Raw genomic sequence first — 16,005 nt, 5'->3', positions numbered from 1 at the left:
CCTTGCAGGGGGCCGCGACATGTTTAGCCGTTCCAACGATATTGCTACCTTTGATGCCGAACTCTGGGCTGCCATGCAGCAGGAGGCGGTGCGTCAGGAAGATCACATCGAACTCATCGCTTCGGAGAACTACACCAGTCCGGCGGTGATGCAGGCCCAGGGTTCGGTATTGACCAACAAATATGCCGAAGGCTACCCAGGCAAACGCTATTACGGTGGTTGCGAGTTCGTCGATATCGCCGAGCAACTGGCGATTGACCGGGCCAAGGAACTGTTCGGCGCCGATTACGCCAACGTTCAGCCACATGCGGGCTCACAGGCCAATAGCGCGGTTTTCCAGGCGCTGTTGACGCCCGGTGACACTGTGCTGGGCATGAGCCTGGCACACGGCGGACACTTGACCCATGGTGCTTCAGTCAACTTTTCCGGTAAACACTACAACGCTGTGCAGTACGGCATCAACACCGACACCGGGTTGATTGATTATGATGAAGTCGAGGCGCTGGCTGTAGAGCACAAGCCAAAGATGATCATCGCCGGCTTTTCTGCCTATTCCCAGATTCTCGACTTTCCACGCTTCCGTGAGATCGCCGACAAGGTCGGTGCCTATCTGTTCGTCGATATGGCCCACGTTGCTGGTCTGGTTGCTGCTGGCGTATATCCGAACCCGGTGCCTTTTGCCGATGTGGTCACTACCACTACGCACAAAACCCTGCGCGGTCCGCGCGGTGGTTTGATTCTGGCGCGTGCCAACGAGGCGCTGGAAAAGAAACTTAATTCTGCGGTATTTCCTGGCGGCCAGGGTGGCCCGTTGATGCATGTCATCGCGGCCAAGGCAATTTGCTTCAAGGAAGCGATGAGCCCGGAGTTCAAGACTTATCAGCAGCAAGTGGTCAAGAATGCCCAGGCCATGGCTGAAGTCTTTATGGGACGCGGCTTTGATGTGGTCTCAGGGGGTACGCAGAACCACCTGTTCCTGCTGTCGCTGATCAAGCAGGACATTACCGGCAAGGATGCAGATGCCGCCTTGGGCCGCGCGCACATCACGGTGAACAAGAACGCAGTGCCGAATGATCCGCGCTCACCCTTTGTTACTTCCGGCTTGCGAATCGGCACACCTGCCGTTACCACGCGTGGTTTTAACGAAGCAGACTGCGGTGAGCTGGCAGGCTGGATATGTGATGTGTTGGAGAACATGGGGGACGAGGCGGTTATTGAGCGCGTTCGTACCCAGGTGCAGAGCATCTGTGCGCGTCTGCCGGTTTACACTGACTGACACTTACGTTTGTTCCAAGACCCCCTTCAGCGTATCGCTGGCGGGGGTTTTTTTATGAGCTAGGATTAAGTTCATGGCGCTATTTTTATGGCGTGGAATTATTGACTTCTTTTGTTACCATTACGCACCGTTTTTGTGCGGACGGCCCGCGGGCGACTGGCAACAGTGAGGCAAGTTTTGCGACTATTAAAACAACAAAGTACTCCCGGGTTTCGTCGATGCATGCTGGTGTGTCTGGCCTTCACGCTGTGGATGTTTCCCTGGCCGCTTCTGGCCGGCCCAGAGCTGAACCCGCCGGCCGTTCGGCCAGTGGTTCAAGTTGGAATAATGCGTTTTCCCGAGTATTCCTATCAGAACGAGCAGGGGCAGGCGGTGGGCGTGATGGTTGATTTAACCCGCCTTTTGCTTGAGCGTGCCGGTTATCGTTCGGACATCCGCATTCTGCCCAGTGCACGCATATGGCGCGGGCTGGAGGATGGCGAGGTGCATCTTTGGCCGGGTATCGTTAACAAGCCCGGTCTGGATGATCTGACGCTGTTGACCGAGCGAGATCTGACCCAGGTCGCCATCAACCTCTATTATCTGCCGGGGCAACCCAAACCCATTCTGCCCGAGGTTCTGGTCGGCAAACGACTGATCCTTATTACCAATTACACTTACGTCAAATCCCTGCTTGAACGTCTGCAGGACCCGGCTTTGGCAATGAGCTTCGATTCCAGCATGTCGCATGTGGGCGCGCTGGAAATGCTGCTGCGGGGGCGGGGTGATTTTCTGCTGAATTATCGCGCGCAGGTGGATCCACTGGTGGCCAGCATGGGTCTTGAGCCGTTGCCTCATATCGAACTGGCCGAGCACCCGATGCGCTACGTATTGTCGCGTCAGTCGGGGTTTGCCGAACAGCTAAAAACGGATCTTGACCGGGCTTATGACGAGCTTGCAGCAGAAGGGGTAGAGCTGGACGTGCAAAAGCGCCTGCAACTGTTGCATGAGGGCGCAACGCTGGAAAAGGAGCCGGAATGACCGGCCCCTCACCATGTCTGCTATTGCATAACGATTAGCGACGCAATTGCAATGTGCCGAGTGTCCGGCTGCGAACCTGTTTCAACAGTTCTGCATCCTTGATTAGCGACTGGCCATAGGACGGCACCAGCTCTTTCATCCGCGCTTGCCACTCAGGGCTGCTGATACGGTCCTTGAAGCAGCGCTCAAGTACGTCAATCATCGCCTGTACCGCGGTAGACGCGCCAGGTGATGCGCCCAGTAATGCCGCCAGGGTGCCATCTTTGGCCGCCACGATCTCGGTACCAAATTCCAGCTTACCGTGACCCTGGGCATCCTTCTTGATGATTTGCACGCGCATGCCTGCATCCTGCAGCTTCCAGTTCTTCTCTTCCGCCTGGGGGAAAAAGTTGCGCAATGAGGCGACTCGATCCTTGTGCGACTGAAAAGACTCGGCGATCAGGTAGCGGGTAAGATCCATATTGTCTCTGCCCACGGCCATCATCGGCGCCACATTGTAGGGTTTGACCGAGGAAAACAGATCGAACACTGAGCCTTTTTTCAGGAACTTGGTAGTGAAGCCGGCAAAGGGCCCAAACAGCAGTGCGGGCTCGCCATTGATGATGCGCGTGTCCAGATGCGGCACTGACATCGGCGGTGCACCAGTCGGTGCCTTGCCGTAGACCTTGGAATGATGCTGGCTGACGACATCCGGGTTTTTGCATACGAGCCACTGGCCGCTGACCGGAAAACCACCGTAACCTTCGCTTTCGTCGATGTGCGATTTCTGCAGCAAGGGTAGTGAGCCACCGCCCGCGCCGAGAAACACGAATTTGGCGTTAAGCATTTTCTCTTCGCCGGTTTTCTCGTCCTCGACAGCTACGCGCCAATGCCCGCGTTTGCTCTTCTTCAAAGAGTTAACCGAATGGCTGAGCCACAGATCAAAATTATCTGTTTTTTCCAGGTGCTTGACCATGCTCCGGGTCAGCGAGCCGAAGTCCACGTCCGAGCCAAAGTCCACCCGGGTCGCTGCCACAGCCTCTTTCGGATCGCGCTGGTTCATCACCAACGGCATCCATTCGCTGATTTGTGCAGCCGAATCACTGAACTGCATATCTGCAAACAAGTGATGGGCGCTGAGCAACTGGTGCCGACGGCGCAGGAACTCGGTGTCCTTTTCGCCCCAGACAAAGCTCTGATGGGGAGTGGGGTTGATAAAGGCCGGTGGTTCCGGGAGGATTTTTTGCTCCACCAGGTAGGACCAGAACTGCAGGGTCACCTCGAAGGACGCATTGATTGCCAGCGCTCTGTCGATGGTGATGTTGCCGTCGGTGTCTTCAGGAGTGTAGTTCAGCTCACAGTAGCCAGCATGGCCAGTCCCCGCGTTGTTCCAGCCATCCGTGCTTTCGTGGGCAACGTGGTCCAGGCGTTCAACCAGGGTAATGGTCATCGCCGGATCCAACTGTTTGAGCAACATTCCCAGGGTGGCGCTCATGACGCCCCCACCGACAAGCAATACGTCTATGTTCTTTGCTGTCATTAACATGTCGCCTCTTGCATGAAAATCGGTATCGATAATACCGGTTTATCAACCTGAGTGACATACGCCTGCACTAGGCAGAAGGTCTAAGTTATGGGTTTCACCGTTGCACGGAATGCGTTTTGGCGTAGCGTTCCTGCATGGTCGACGTGCCTGATCTGGTTTAAGCTTTGCGGGGCTATTTAGCGCAGCAGCTTTGGAACAGGGGATATGCATTGCAGCAGGTGATCGTGATAGGGGGTGGCGTCATCGGCTGCCTGAGTGCTTTGAACTTGCTGGAGCGCGGCTGTGCAGTGCGCCTGATCGAGAAACGGCGCACCGGCCAGGAAGCTTCCTGGGCGGGCGGCGGTATCGTTTCGCCGCTATACCCCTGGCGTTACAGCGATCCGGTCAGTGCGCTGGCTGAGTGGTCGCAGGGCTACTATCCGAAATTGGGTGTGGCATTGGCACAGGCAACCGGGATAGACCCGGAAATCAGTCCCTGCGGTTTGCTCTGGCTGGATCATGCCGAGCAAGCCGAAGCATTGCGCTGGGCGGGGCTGCAAAACAAGCCATTGCGCGCGGTTGATAGCGCTTTTATTTACCAGCAGGTACCGCAGCTGGCGCCGGGATTCAGCCAGGCGTTGTGGCAACCGCAGCTGGCCAATGTACGTAATCCACGTCTGATGGATGCATTGCGCGCACGTTTGCTGCAGCATCCGGCGTTCAGTTTGCTGGAAGACCAGGCGGTGACCGGCCTGCTGATGGACAGTGGCAAGGTATGCGGCGTACGCACCGGTAGCGAGCAGTACAACGCCGACGCAGTAGTGTTGGCAGCGGGTGCCTGGAGTGGTGAGTGGTTGGCTGAGCTGGGTCTGGGGCTGCCGGTGAAACCGGTAAAAGGTCAGATGCTTCTCTACCGAACGGCGCCAGGCTGGCTGCCCAGCATGGTGTTGTTTGACGGGCGCTATGCGATCCCCAGGCGCGACGGCCATGTGCTGTTTGGCAGTACGCTCGAGCACGCTGGATTCGACAAGCGCACAACGGCTGAGGCACTTAGCTCGCTGAAGGCATCCGCTATCGCGTTGTTACCGGCGCTGGCAGATCTGCAGCCCGTGGCGCAGTGGGCGGGTTTGCGTCCGGGTTCGCCGGAGGGCGTGCCTTATATCGGTCCGGTACCGGGGTATGACGGCCTCTGGCTGAATACGGGTCATTATCGTAATGGCCTGGTATTGGCGCCGGCGTCCTGCCGGTTGCTGGCGGACCTGATGAGTGGGGCGCCAGCGATAATTGATCCGCGGCCTTACGCGCCGGCGGGCCGCGTGCAGCTGGCCGTTTAGTCTTCCATGCCGAGCTTTTTCAGCCGATAGCGTAACGAGCGGAAGGTCAACCCCAGGCGCTTGGCCGCCGCAGTCTTGTTCCAGCGGGTTTCTTCCAGCGCCTGGGTAATGGCGGTGCGCTCAATGTTATCCAGGTAATCCTCCAGCGAATCAATCTGGGTCAGAGAAGGCTGCTGGTCCTGGCTGCTGGCACAGGGCGCAATGTGGATATCATGAGTCTTGATCAGTTGGCCTTCGCTCAAGGTAAAGGCGCGCTCAAGGATGTTCTCCAGCTCCCGCACATTGCCGGGAAAGCGGTAATTGCTTAGCCGCTCCAATGTTTCGGGGCTGACCGTGGATCCCGGCATTTCGTTGCGTACCGCCAGGCGGGCGAGTATATGCCGGGTGAGCAGCGGAATATCTTCGCGGCGTTCACGCAACGGCGGCACGCGCAGTTCGATCACGTTGATGCGATAAAACAGATCCTGGCGGAAACGTCCGGCGGCTACTTCGGCAGCCAGATCTTTATGTGTGGCGCAGAGCAGCCGGATATCCACGGCTTCTTCCTGCTGAGTGCCTAGCGGACGCACAGCCTTCTCTTGAATCGCGCGTAACAGTTTCACCTGCATGGCCATGGGCAGGTCGGCGACCTCGTCGAGAAACAGCGTGCCGCGCGATGCTGCTTGAAACAGCCCGGGCTTGTCTGCGATGGCACCAGTGAAGCTGCCGCGTTTGTGACCAAAGAATTCGCTCTCCATCAGCTCGGAGGGAATTGCGCCGCAGTTGACTGGCACAAACGGCTGTTCTGCCCGGGCACCCAGGGCATGAATGCGCCGTGCAACCAGCTCCTTGCCGCTTCCGGACTCGCCACTGATATACAGCGGCGCCTGGCTGCGGGCCAGCTTGGCAATTTGCGAGCGTAGCTGAACTATTGGCGGGGAAATGCCGAGGATCGGGTCGGCTTCATCCTGCGTGACGTTCTTTTGCTCGGGGGTGCTCAGGCTCAGGCGCAGGGCATTGCTGACCAACTCGCGCAGGCGTTGCAGGTCCACCGGTTTGGTCAGGAAGTCAAAGGCGCCGGCCTTCAGGGCGCTGATGGCGGTATCCAGGCTGCCGTAGGCGGTGATCATTGCGACCGGGGTCTGCGGATAATGCTGCTGGATATGCCGAACAATCGTCAGGCCGTCGCCGTCGGGCAAACGCATGTCGGTCAGGCACAGGTCGAACCGCTGCTTGCCAAGCTTATCCAGCGCCTGGCTCATGGTGGCGGCGCTGCAGGTGCGCACTTGCATGCGCTGCAACGTCATTTCCAGCAGTTCAACGATATCCGGCTCGTCGTCAATGATCAGTACCGTAGGGCTATTCATCGGTCGCGATCGGGCTCCTTTCCATGCGCTGGCCAGGGTGTGGCCAGGGGCTGACTAATTGTTTTGCGGCATTATACAAGGCGTCGCGGATGAGCAAAGGTGATGCGCATGCAGCTTCCGCGCGGCACCATAGGTTCATACTCCAGCCGCGCCTGATTACTCTCACAGAGTTCGCGTGAAATATACAGCCCCAGGCCAGTGCCTGAAGTCTCAGTGGTGTAAAACGGCTCGAAAATATGTGCGAGATGCTCTTCCGGAATGCCTGGTCCATGGTCGATCACTTCCAGAATCGGCAAGTCGGTTTCAGGGTGGATATAGAGTTTCAGCCAGATGCTGCGATGCTCGCCCTCGGCACCACTGTAGCGCAGCGCATTGCTGCACAGATTGTCGAGCACCTGGTTAAGCTGGTTGGGGTCCATGCGGGTCATGACGTTGTGACCTGCTTCTAGCTCAAGACTGTCGGTAGCGGGGTGGCTCAGCGCAAAGGTCTCGGCAAAATGCTCCAGCCATAGTGACAGATCGATCAGTTGTGGCTCGCTCGGGCGTCTTCTCGACAACTCCAGGACCGTTTCAATGACTTTGTTCATGCGCTTGGAATGCTGCTGAATAATTTCGCTCAGGCGTTTGTCCTGTGCAGGAATCTGCTCGGATTCGCTGAGCAACTGTGCGGCATGGCTGATCGCCCCCAACGGATTACGAATCTCATGCGCGATGCTTGCCGTGAGCCGGCCAAGAGAGGCGAGTTTGAGCTGCTGCGCCTGCTGCGCCACCTGAGTATTGTCGTCGAGGAACACCAATACCGTCTCGCCTTCATCACTGGGCAAGGGTTTGAAGTTTGCAGTGATTTCGGCCCCGCCACTGTGATTGTGGAAGGGCAGGGTGCGAATGGCCGGGTTGTCCTGCCACTGGCGCAAGCGCTGGGCCAAACCAATGGCCAGGTCATCTACATCCATGCCGCGAATGATCGGTTTACCCAGCATTTGCGCGGCGGCTTCATTGGCGAGCAGCACTCTCTGCTTGCCGCCGACGACCATGATGCCCGTGCGCATGCGCTGAATAATCAGTTGATTGAGTTTTTCCAGACTGGCCAGGCTGGCGGCCTGCTGTTGCGCCAGGCTTTCAGACTGGCGCAGGCGTTTGCTCAACCGCTGTACAAAAAGCGCGACAGCAAAGTAGATACCGCCCAACACCCCGACCTGCAAATAACTCTGGACTGCGCCGGGAGTGGACAGGCTCAGGTAGAAAGTCAGGTAGATGGTTACCAGGCTGGCCAGTGCGGCCAGCAACAGGCCCACGCGCCCGTGAATCAGGATGTTGCCTGCCGCTACCGGAATCAGCAGCAGATTGCCGAAGCCACTACCGGCGCCGCCAGCCGCATAGAAAATACTGCCAAGCAGAAAGATATCCAGTACCGAGAGCACGAACAGGTGTACATCGCGCTTGCCCTGATGCAGCAGCAGCGCGATAAGCACGTTGATAAACAGGTAAAACCAACTGGCTGTTTCATACAGCTGGGGATTGTTCAGTTCCAGCAGGCCTTCACGTAACGCGCCGCTGGTCAGTACTGTCAGAAAGAACCCGAGAATGACTCGGTAGATGTTATAGATCCGCAGAATGCGCGGGCGTTGGTAATCGATGACCTCAGTCATGGCGCCCGGCATCACGGTGTGCGTCGCAGCAGTACCATTGGTCATTGACCCGCAGCGCCTGATCGCGGGGCAGGTGCAGCTGGCACTGCGCGCAGCGCACCATCAGCGGCGGGTTGGTTGGCGTGGGTTGTTGGCGCTGGCTGGTGATTTGCCATGCCTTGAAACGCCGCCACAGAATGACCAGGCCTATCACCACCGCTATCAGCACCATCAGTTTGATCAGACCCATCTGCCCGTCCTGTAAAGTAATCTGTTGATCCACCCGCTCTGCATTGTATCTGAGGCGGTGGCCTCCGCCGTACTATTGCGGCTGCATGTTATGCAGCATGCCTGACAATGAGCGCATTATGAATCACAGAGGCAAGGGCTGCCTTGCGTGCCGTGTTGAGCTGAGCTGCGCCAACTTCAGCCGCAGAAAATGCAGCCAATAAAAAAGCTGGCTCGGTGCGTGTGCCCGGCCAGCTTTTCAGTATTGCAGCTCAGCTACTCAGTCGAACAGACCGAAAGTGATTCGGCTCCAGATCGAGCGGGTCTGTTTTTCCTGCTCGGGCGTGCGAATCTCCCGGGGGATCGCAGCGACCGCTTCCTGATACTGCTGTTGCATTTCACGCTCCATCTGCGTGCCGGTCTGGCGCGAAGGCGGGGTCAGAACCTTATCGGCAAAACCAGCCATCATGCTGCGCAGGCGGCCTGCCTCTTGCTCTGCCGGCTCCACGTGATGGCGGAACTCGCCGTCATCCAGGCTTGGATGTTCAGGGTAGTTCTCCCGCAAGGTAGCCAGGGCGGTATTAGCCAGATCGCCCATCGCCAGCCGCTGATAGGCCTCGACCATCAATGCCAGACCATCACCCACCGACGGCGTCTGCTGGAAGTTTTCCACTACATAGCGGCCGCGATTGGCTGCTGCCAGGTGCGCATCACGCTTGAGGTAGTAATGACCGACATGGATATCGTAAGCCGCCAGCAGGTTGCGCAGGTAGACCATCCGCAGGCGGGCATCGGGTGCGTAACGGCTTTCCGGATAACGGCTGACTAATTGGGCGAACTCATTGAACGAATCGCGGGCAGCGCCCGGGTCACGACGGGTCATGTCCAGCGGCAGGAAGCGCTCGAAAATGCCGGCATCGCGGGTAAAGGATGTCATGCCTCGCATGTAGTAAGCGTAGTCAACGTTGGGGTGCTGCGGGTGCAGGCGAATAAAACGGTCAGCCGAGGACTTGGCAGCTTCAGGCTCGTTGTTCTGATAATAGGCGTAGATCAGTTCCAATTGCGCCTGCTGAGCGAAACGTCCGAACGGATAACGAGATTCCAGCGCGCGCAGGCTTTCAATTGCCGGGCCATAATTGTTGGCATCCAGATCTTCCTGGGCCATCAGGTACAGCTCTGACTCGCTGAGCGACTCGTCAATTACCTTCGGATTCGAGGAGCAGGCGGCGGTCAGGGCGAGCACAGCAACCAGCAGCAGGTGTTTCATCGACATAGTTGATATCCGGATGGACGACCACACGCTGTTGCCGGAACAGCCGTCCTGTTATAGTTGGGTCCTGTTTACAGGCAACCGTCCTAGCGTTGATTGCCTTTAAAGAAGCCGTATTTAACCACAGCGCAGAGCCGATTCCAAAAAGGATTGCGCTTTGCCATTGCGCCCCGGCGCCTGCCAGTGAGTCCTGAATGTCTGATCGTATCCGCTTGTCTGCACTGGTCACCCCTGAGAGTGGCGGTCAACGCCTAGACCAGGTGGCGGCCCAATTGTTCCCCGAACACTCACGCTCCCGCCTGCAGGGCTGGATCAAGGATGGCAGCCTGACGCTCGACGGCAGCAGTGTTCGCCCGCGTGACACCGTATATGGCGGCGAGAAGCTCGAGCTGGATGCCGAGCGTGAAGTGCAGGGTGACTGGCAGCCCGAGGCGATAGCTTTGGATGTGATCTATGAGGATGACGCCTTGCTGGTGATCAACAAGCCGGCCGGGTTGGTGGTCCACCCGGCGGCCGGACATGCTGACGGCACTCTGCTTAATGCGCTGCTGCACCATGCCCCGGAGCTGGCCAAGGTGCCGCGTGCCGGTATCGTGCATCGGCTGGACAAGGACACTACCGGGTTAATGGTCGTGGCCAAAACCCTCGAGGCGCAGACCGAGCTGGTCAATCAGCTGCAGGAACGCACGGTCACCCGTGAATACGAGTGTGTAGTGGTGGGGGTGATGACCGCCGGTGGCAAGGTCGACCAGCCGATTGCCCGGCACGGTACCAACCGGCAGAAGATGGCGGTGATGGTCGGGGGCAAACAGGCGGTCAGTCATTACCGGGTGATCAGCCGCTTCCGCGCGCACACCCATGTGAAGGTGAAATTGGAAACCGGGCGTACCCATCAGATTCGTGTCCACATGAGCTACATCAATTATCCTCTGATAGGGGATCAGACCTACGGCGGCCGCATGCGAATACCGGCTGGCGCGACCAAGGAACTGATCGCTCTGCTGCGAGAGTTCCCGCGTCAGGCGTTGCATGCACGGCGGCTGGAGTTGGAACATCCGGTCGACGGTCGGCATATGTCCTGGGAAGTGCAGCTACCTGAAGATATGCAGCACCTGCTGGCGATGCTGCGTGAAGATGGTGAGCTGGCGGAATGAAGCCGCAGTGGCTGAGCGCTGACTGGCCTGCGCCGGAGTGGGTACATACCTGTGTGACCACCCGACAGCTCGGCAGCAGCCAGGGGCCCTGGAAGGGCTTCAATCTTGGCGATCATGTCGGGGACGATCCGGTGCACGTGGCTGCCAACCGCGCGGAGTTGGAGCGTGAACTGGCTTGCCGCCCTGCCTGGCTGGTACAGACTCACAGTACCGATGTGGTGCGCGCCAATTCTGCGCTAACCCTTGAGGCTGACGCCGCATGGATTGATGAGCCTGGCATCGCTTGTACCATCATGACGGCTGATTGTTTGCCGGTGCTGTTCTGTGATCGTGCGGGTACCAAAGTGGCTGCGGCCCATGCCGGCTGGCGCGGATTGCTCGATGGTGTGTTGGAGAACACGCTGAACGCGCTGGCCACTGAGTCGTCCGAGGTGTTGGCCTGGTTCGGGCCGGCGATTGGCCCGCAAGCGTTCGAAGTAGGCTCTGAAGTACGGGATGCCTTTATCCAGGTTGATCCGCAGGCCGCGTCGGCTTTTGTGCCGTCTGACCGGGCTGGGCATTTCCTCGCGGATATCTATCAGTTGGCCCGCCAGCGACTAAATGCCGTCGGCGTGCAGTCGATCAGCGGCGGTGATCAATGCACGGTCAGCGACCCGCTACGCTTCTACTCCTACCGCCGTGATGGCCAGACCGGGCGGATGGCATCATTGATCTGGCTCAGCTCGAAGTAGTCCCGTCTGCAAAACCCCGTATGAGCGATCGCTCATCCGACAATATTTTGACTCTGGTCAATGTTTCCTGCCTTGAAAGACCAATAATCAACCCTATCTATAGTCCATACTCAATGAAAGCCATCGCCCGCCAGTCAGCGGGGGATCATCTAGACAGGATGGAAACACCATGCGTATTGATCGCTTTACCAGCAAACTCCAGATGGCGCTGTCCGATGCGCAGTCATTGGCGGTGGGCCGTGATCACAATCAGATAGACCCCTTGCACCTGATGCTGGCGTTGCTCGACCAGCAGCAGGGCTCGGTCAAGCCGTTGCTGCGCCAGGTTGGCTTCGATACCAACGCGCTGCGTGCGGCACTGGTCGATGCCTTGGACAAGCTGCCCACCATCAGCAGCCCCACCGGGGACATCAACCTGTCCCAGGATCTGGCGCGGCTGTTCAACCAGGCGGACCGGCTGGCCCAGCAGCACAATGATCAGTTCATCTCCAGCGAGCTGGTGCTGCTCGCGGCGATGGAAGGCAACTCGGCATTGAGCAAGATTCTGCTCGGCCAGGGCGTATCCAAGAAAGCCCTGGAGAACGCCATCAGCAATCTGCGCGGCGGCGAGTCGGTGAACGACCAGAATGCCGAAGAGTCGCGCCAGGCGTTGGACAAGTACACCGTCGATCTGACCACCAAGGCCGAAGAAGGCAAGCTGGATCCGGTGATCGGACGTGATGACGAAATCCGCCGAACCATTCAGGTGCTGCAGCGCCGAACCAAGAACAACCCGGTGCTTATCGGTGAGCCCGGCGTCGGCAAGACTGCCATCGTCGAAGGCCTGGCGCAGCGCATCATCAACGGCGAAGTGCCGGACGGTCTCAAGGACAAGCGTTTGCTGTCGCTGGACATGGGATCACTGATTGCCGGCGCCAAGTTCCGTGGTGAGTTCGAAGAGCGCTTGAAGGCGGTGCTGAACGAGCTGGGCAAACAGGAAGGCCGGGTGATTCTGTTTATTGACGAGCTGCACACCATGGTCGGCGCCGGCAAGGCCGAAGGCTCAATGGACGCCGGCAATATGCTCAAGCCGGCCCTGGCGCGCGGTGAGTTGCATTGCGTGGGCGCTACTACGCTGGATGAGTACCGCAAGTACATCGAAAAAGATGCTGCTTTGGAGCGGCGCTTCCAGAAAGTGCTGGTCGATGAGCCGTCCGAGGAAGACACCATCGCCATTTTGCGCGGCCTGAAAGAGCGCTACGAGGTGCACCACAAGGTCGCCATCACCGATAGCGCGATCATTGCCGCCGCCAAGTTGAGCCATCGCTACATTACCGACCGGCAACTGCCGGACAAGGCCATTGACCTGATTGATGAAGCCGCCAGCCGCATCCGCATGGAAATCGACTCCAAGCCCGAAGTGCTGGATCGCCTTGAACGGCGCTTGATCCAGCTCAAGGTCGAGCGTGAAGCGTTGAAGAAGGAAGAAGACGACGCCGCGCTCAAGCGGCTGGAAAAACTCAAGGAAGACATTGCTCGCCTGGAGCGTGAGTATGCCGACCTGGAAGAGATCTGGAAGTCAGAGAAGGCCGATGTGCAGGGCTCGGCACAGATCCAGGAGAAGATCGAACAGGCCCGCCAGGAACTGGAAGCGGCACGGCGCAAGGGTGACCTGAACCGAATGGCCGAGCTGCAATACGGGGTGATTCCGGATCTGGAGCGCAGCCAGCAGATGGCCGATCAGCACGGGCCAACCGAAAATCAGCTACTGCGTAGCAAGGTCACCGAGGAAGAGATCGCCGAAGTGGTCTCCAAGTGGACTGGCATTCCAGTGTCGAAGATGCTCGAAGGCGAGCGCGACAAGCTGCTGCGCATGGAAGAAGGTCTGCACAAGCGGGTTATCGGTCAGCATGAAGCCGTGGTGGCCGTGTCCAACGCGGTACGGCGTTCGCGCGCAGGTTTGAGCGATCCCAACCGGCCAAGCGGCTCATTCATGTTTCTGGGGCCAACCGGGGTGGGCAAGACCGAACTGTGCAAGGCGCTGGCCGAGTTTCTGTTCGACACTGACGAAGCCATGGTGCGGATCGACATGTCCGAATTTATGGAGAAGCACTCGGTTGCGCGGCTGATCGGAGCGCCTCCGGGTTACGTTGGCTACGAAGAAGGCGGCTATCTGACCGAGGCGGTGCGCCGCAAGCCGTATTCGGTGATCCTGCTGGATGAGGTGGAAAAAGCCCATCCGGATGTGTTCAACGTGCTGCTTCAGGTGCTTGAAGACGGTCGGCTGACTGACAGCCAGGGCCGTACGGTGGACTTCCGTAACACGGTTATTGTCATGACCTCCAACCTGGGCTCGGCACAGATTCAGGAACTGGTCGGTGATCCGGAGGCGCAGCACGCGGCGGTGATGGATGCCGTTGGTCAGCACTTCCGGCCAGAGTTTATCAACCGGATTGATGAGGTGGTGGTATTTGAGCCGCTAGGCAAGGAGCAGATTGCCGGTATCGCAGGCATTCAGATGCAGCGCCTGGGCGTGCGGTTGGCTGAGCGGGAATTGAAGCTGGAGCTGACTGATGAGGCTTTGGAGAAGCTGATCGCGGTAGGCTATGACCCGGTATACGGCGCTCGTCCGCTCAAGCGTGCGATTCAACGCTGGATCGAGAACCCGTTGGCGCAGCGTATCCTGTCGGGTGATTTTGCGCCGGGGGTAACGATCAAGGCCAAGGTTGAGGATGACGAGTTCGTTTTCACCAGCTGAAACTTCTAAGCAGGTACTCCCAACAGCAAACAGCGCCGCAGGTCGGCGCTGTTTGCTGTGAGAGAGTTACAACAACATCGAGCGGATATCGCCCAGCAGTTCCCCAAGCCTCTTGGTGAACTGCGCGGCCGCAGCGCCGTTGATGGCGCGGTGGTCGTAGGACAGTGACAGCGGCAGCATCAGCTTCGGCTGGAACGCGCTACCGTCCCATACTGGCTGCATAGTCGCCTTGGACACGCCCAGGATAGCTACTTCCGGTGCATTCACGATCGGCGTGAAGTAAGTACCGCCAATATGGCCGAGGCTGGAGATGGTAAAGCAGGCGCCCTGCATGCCATCGGCACCGAGTTTCTTGGTGCGTGCTTTCTCTGCCAGTTCGGCGGCTTCGCCAGCCAGTTGCAACAGGCTCTTCTTGTCGACGTCGCGGATCACCGGGACCATCAGACCGTCCGGTGTGTCCACGGCAAAACCGATATGCACGTAGTTCTTGTGGATCAGTTGCTTGCCATTGGGCGCCAGCGCGACGTTGAAGTTGGCCTGTTCACGCAGCAGGTGAGCACAGGCCTTGAGCAGGAAGGGCAGGATGGTCAGCTTGACACCAGCCTTTTCCGCCACGGCTTTCTGGTCCTTGCGGAAGGTTTCCAGTTCGCTGATGTCAGCCAGATCAAACTGCGTCACGTGCGGCACATTCAACCAGCTGCGGTGAATATTGGCGGCGCCGATCTGCTGCAATCGGGTCATATCCTTGACTTCGATTTCGCCAAAGCGGCTGAAATCGATTTCCGGCACGGCGGGTATGCCTGATCCGCCAGCAGTAGCGGGTGCAGTCTTGCCCTGCTTCATTACCGATTTGACGTGATTCTGTACATCTTCCTTGAGAATCCGGTCGCGCGGGCCGCTGGATTTCACTTCGGCCAGATCCACACCCATCTCGCGGGCGAGCAGGCGTACGGCCGGGCCGGCATGCACCTTGGTGCCATCGCGGCTGGGGCCGCCGACGGGGGCAGGCGCTTCGTCCTGTTCGGCAGGCTTGCTGTCGGCACTCTTGTCCTGCTTGGCTTCGGGCTGCTTGTCGGCCTTGGCCTCGGATGCGGGCTTGTCATCCTGCGCTGGCTCGGCAGCAGCTTGCTCCTCTTCGCCTTCAACCTTCATGTGCAGGATCAGATCGCCAGTGCCGGCGTCCTGTTCCAGCTTGATCTCGACCGACTCGACAGTGCCCGCGACAGGGGAGGGAATCTCCATGCTGGCCTTGTCGGACTCCAGCACGATCAGCGACTGGTCAACTTCGACGGTATCGCCTTTCTTGACCAGGATCTCGATGACCTTGGCCTTGCTGTCCGAGCCCAGGTCCGGGATCTTGACCGGTTGAACGGAACTGCCAGAGGCCTTCTTGTCGCTGGCGGCTTGCTTGCCTTCGCTGGCTTTTTCAGCAGGCTTGTCGTCCTTGTCGTCTTCTGACGCTTCCGTCTTCTCAGCGGGTTCTTTCTTTTCGTCCTTTCCGGCTTTCTCGTCTTTCTCTTCGCCGGCGTCGCCGCTTTCTGATTCCAGCTCGATCAGGTCATCGCCTTCCTTCAGGGTATCGCCCATCTTGACTTTGATCGACTTGATGGTACCGGCCTTGGGGCAGGGGATTTCCATGCTGGCCTTGTCGGATTCCAGGGTCACCAGGCTCTGTTCTGCCTCGACCTTGTCGCCGACCTTGACCAGTATCTCGATAACTTCGCCTTCACCGTCGCCGATGCCGGGTACTTTGATCAGTTCACTCATACCGTGCTCC

At 58.5% G+C, this 16,005-nt stretch carries 12 protein-coding genes; 6 read left to right on the top strand and 6 right to left on the bottom strand.

Going from position 1 to position 16,005, the window contains the following annotated elements:
• Positions 1 to 19 precede the first annotated feature (19 nt).
• Together glyA and DT594_RS08500 are read left to right on the top strand one after the other, a co-directional pair.
• Positions 20 to 1,276, top strand: a complete 1,257-nt coding sequence (glyA, locus tag DT594_RS08505; RefSeq protein ID WP_149332288.1) for a serine hydroxymethyltransferase — start codon at positions 20 to 22, stop codon at positions 1,274 to 1,276.
• 327 nt (positions 1,277 to 1,603) lie between these two features.
• Entirely contained in the window at positions 1,604 to 2,296 is a 693-nt protein-coding gene (locus DT594_RS08500) for a transporter substrate-binding domain-containing protein (RefSeq protein ID WP_178091487.1), read from the top strand.
• A gap of 34 nt (positions 2,297 to 2,330) precedes the next feature.
• On the opposite strand, the gene mqo is transcribed toward DT594_RS08500, so the two are convergent.
• Positions 2,331 to 3,815 (bottom strand): malate dehydrogenase (quinone), encoded by a 1,485-nt coding sequence (gene mqo, locus DT594_RS08495; protein WP_149332652.1) that lies wholly within the window; start codon positions 3,813 to 3,815, stop codon positions 2,331 to 2,333.
• A 215-nt stretch (positions 3,816 to 4,030) separates the two neighbouring features.
• On the opposite strand from mqo, the gene thiO reads away from it, so the two are divergent.
• Entirely contained in the window at positions 4,031 to 5,134 is a 1,104-nt protein-coding gene (thiO, locus tag DT594_RS08490; RefSeq protein WP_246164596.1) for a glycine oxidase ThiO, read from the top strand.
• Here the strand turns inward: thiO and DT594_RS08485 are convergent.
• From DT594_RS08485 to DT594_RS08470, 4 genes are all read right to left on the bottom strand, one after another.
• Positions 5,131 to 6,480, bottom strand: coding sequence for a sigma-54-dependent transcriptional regulator (locus tag DT594_RS08485; RefSeq protein WP_149332286.1), 1,350 nt, complete (start codon positions 6,478 to 6,480; stop codon positions 5,131 to 5,133). The genes thiO and DT594_RS08485 overlap by 4 nt on opposite strands.
• Before the next feature lie 71 nt (positions 6,481 to 6,551).
• Positions 6,552 to 8,141, bottom strand: coding sequence for a two-component system sensor histidine kinase NtrB (locus DT594_RS08480; protein WP_149332650.1), 1,590 nt, complete (start codon positions 8,139 to 8,141; stop codon positions 6,552 to 6,554).
• Entirely contained in the window at positions 8,122 to 8,358 is a 237-nt protein-coding gene (locus tag DT594_RS08475; protein ID WP_149332285.1) for a PP0621 family protein, read from the bottom strand. The genes DT594_RS08480 and DT594_RS08475 overlap by 20 nt, the downstream gene beginning before the upstream one ends.
• Positions 8,359 to 8,616: 258 nt before the next feature.
• Positions 8,617 to 9,609, bottom strand: a complete 993-nt coding sequence (locus tag DT594_RS08470; protein WP_149332284.1) for an outer membrane protein assembly factor BamD — start codon at positions 9,607 to 9,609, stop codon at positions 8,617 to 8,619.
• Between the two features lie 191 nt (positions 9,610 to 9,800).
• Between DT594_RS08470 and rluD the strand changes: the two genes are divergently transcribed.
• From rluD to clpB, 3 genes are all read left to right on the top strand, one after another.
• A complete protein-coding gene (rluD, locus tag DT594_RS08465) occupies positions 9,801 to 10,760 on the top strand; it encodes a 23S rRNA pseudouridine(1911/1915/1917) synthase RluD (RefSeq protein WP_149332283.1) in 960 nt (319 codons plus the stop codon).
• Positions 10,757 to 11,491 carry a peptidoglycan editing factor PgeF gene (pgeF, locus tag DT594_RS08460; RefSeq protein WP_149332282.1) on the top strand — a complete coding sequence of 245 codons (735 nt, stop codon included), beginning with the start codon at positions 10,757 to 10,759 and terminating at the stop codon, positions 11,489 to 11,491. Before rluD ends, pgeF begins: the two co-directional genes overlap by 4 nt.
• A gap of 169 nt (positions 11,492 to 11,660) precedes the next feature.
• Entirely contained in the window at positions 11,661 to 14,228 is a 2,568-nt protein-coding gene (gene clpB / locus DT594_RS08455) for an ATP-dependent chaperone ClpB (protein ID WP_149332281.1), read from the top strand.
• Positions 14,229 to 14,294: 66 nt separating this feature from the next.
• Here clpB and aceF read toward each other — a convergent pair whose 3' ends face one another.
• The gene (gene aceF / locus DT594_RS08450; RefSeq protein WP_149332280.1) at positions 14,295 to 15,995 is read right to left on the bottom strand and encodes a dihydrolipoyllysine-residue acetyltransferase; all 1,701 of its coding nucleotides are present in this window, start codon (positions 15,993 to 15,995) and stop codon (positions 14,295 to 14,297) included.
• Between the last annotated feature and the right edge of the window lie 10 nt (positions 15,996 to 16,005).

It is taken from the genome of Halopseudomonas laoshanensis (genome assembly GCF_008365385.1).
Lineage (GTDB): Bacteria > Pseudomonadota > Gammaproteobacteria > Pseudomonadales > Pseudomonadaceae > Halopseudomonas > Halopseudomonas laoshanensis.
Note: the sequence above shows the minus strand (reverse complement) of the source record. Positions and strands in the feature narration are given on the sequence as shown.